2 protein-coding genes are annotated in these 2,110 nt (G+C 54.5%); both read left to right on the top strand.

The genetic code is table 11. From position 1 onward, the window contains the following. Positions 1-466, top strand: a 466-nt coding sequence (locus tag KP707_RS16460; RefSeq protein ID WP_215769449.1) for an alpha/beta hydrolase fold domain-containing protein, incomplete at its 5' end; no start/stop codon positions are given. Positions 467-1,029: 563 nt separating this feature from the next. Next, positions 1,030-1,560: a DUF2867 domain-containing protein gene (locus KP707_RS16455; protein ID WP_215751737.1), complete on the top strand. Its 531-nt coding sequence runs from the start codon at positions 1,030-1,032 to the stop codon at positions 1,558-1,560. The last annotated feature ends 550 nt before the right edge of the window (positions 1,561-2,110 follow it).

Here is a 2,110-nt window from a genome sequence, read left to right as displayed (position 1 = left end):
TGCGGTCGTCTCTGCGCTCGTTGCGGAGCGGCATGGACCCAGGCTCGTAGCCCAGCTCCTATTCTATCCGGTAACCGATGCCGCGATGAATGACGGATCCTATCGCGAGTTCGCCAGTGGCCCCTGGCTGACAGCGAAAGCAATGGATTATTTCTGGAACCAGTATCTGCCTGCCGGCACTGACCGCGCCCAGCCGCATGTCTCGCCGCTGAACACGCCGGACTCCATCCTGCACGGGCAGGCGCCAGCGCTAGTCATCACAGATGAAAACGATGTCCTACGTGACGAGGGCGAGGCCTACGCTCGACGCCTGGTCGAAGCCGGTGTGCCTGTCATAACGACCCGCTATGACGCGACGATCCACGATTTCGTTATGCTCAATGCACTCGCCAAGACGCCGGCATCCACCGCCGCAATTGCCCAGGCAACGCATTTCCTGCGCGATGCCTTTACGAAGGCAAAGTAAAAGAACGAAGGCGGTCTGAAGCAATTTCCTCCAAAAAGAAATAGCGCTTCAGCCTCGCGCCAGCCGCAGTTTCTGCTCCGTCCCTCAGGCACTGACCATGAACCTATCGCTGGCATGACGAGTGCATATATGCGGCGTCTCACGGGGCGAGCAGCTCTCCCCCGACGAAGTAGGTGCTCTTCAGGAGACGCCCATTTGTATCGTGAAAATCGATTGCGCGAATGACCGATTTTCCGGTCCTACCGCCCAACTGCCGACATTCCGTTTCCCGCCCCTGATCCGCCTGTCCGCTCAATAATGCAGAAGCAGATAGGCGGCAGTCGCCTTCATGCAGGTCAATCGGTAAGTGCGGACGGCGCCCCGAAACCGGTTGTTCGTGCAAAGCGGATTAGTCCTGTTTTACCATCTCCAGTAGGCAGTCCTGAGACGGTGCTTTGCCTTGACGAGGTCAAGTGTGTTTTTCTGTTTGGTACCGTCTTGCTGAAACTTTTGCGACGGGAACAGCAGATGTTCCTTGGAAATCCTAATTTGCGGGTCACGGTGACGGAATGTACTCTCTGCTCATGACTATCGACACCATTGTGATAGAGCAGCATCCACCCAAGCATAGTTGCCTTGCTGGCTGGTATGAACGTGCGGATTTGGTCGATTCATTCGCGGTACGACTACCTTCTGGTGCAAACACCAACATCCGTTCGATCGGACAGGCCATCCTTGGTCAACCTGCCCCTTGGTTCAAGGTATTGTTGGCGACCCGCGATAGGGTTGTGCGCATATTCGGTTTGCAAACCTCTACCGAACTTCGTGGTAAGAACACCGAGAAAGATCGGATCGATTTTTTCCCGATCCTCTCGGTGGATGATAACGAACTGATTTTAGGCGAAGACGATAGGCACCTGGACTTCCGTATCTCATTGATGATTGAGAGGGCGGGAAGTGGTCCCGCAGTCGTTTTCGCGACAACAGCCGTTCGATGCAACAATCAACTTGGGCGCATATATCTTGCTGCAATCAAGCCGTTCCATCGGCTTGTGGTTCGCTCTCATCTTCAGCGCGCTGCCAAAGCAGGGTTTGCGGTACGTTCCATAGTGTAAGACGCTGAGAGTATCGTTCAACGACGATCATTCCCACACTTCGATCATTTTCGGGACGGCCGCTATTATTATCTGGTCCACCAAAAGCGGACATTCCGCTTTCCCGCCTCAAAGCCGCCGCAAAACCGATAAAGGATTGCAGGCCTGAGCGGGGGTGTAATTCCTCACACCCGGCATGGCAGAGGCGATGGAACCAACTTTCCACGAGGCGTCTTTGTCCACGAACGAGGGCTCCAAGCCAGCACATCAGAAGGCCTTTTGGCGACGATTTTATGCATTCTACCCTATGTCCGATAAAGTAAATTAACGGACATAGGGGGTGAAGAGGGGGCGCGTTTTGGAAAAATTTGCAAATTTAACCTAAGACCGATTTAACATGACTTCATGCTTTTCTTCGCTGTCTCTCCACGCCTGTCTCTGCTCACACTAAAGGCCACCTTCAAGCCTTGTGATGTGACAGCACGGATGCGCCCTGGTCCTGCGCCGGCAATGCCGTGATGCTCTTCCCGACGCGTAACACGCTTCAGGTCTCTGACATGGCGGTCGACCT

This window comes from Gluconobacter sp. P5E10 (genome assembly GCF_018812145.1).
Taxonomy (GTDB): domain Bacteria; phylum Pseudomonadota; class Alphaproteobacteria; order Acetobacterales; family Acetobacteraceae; genus Gluconobacter; species Gluconobacter cerinus.
This window is presented reverse-complemented; position numbering and strand designations above follow the sequence as displayed.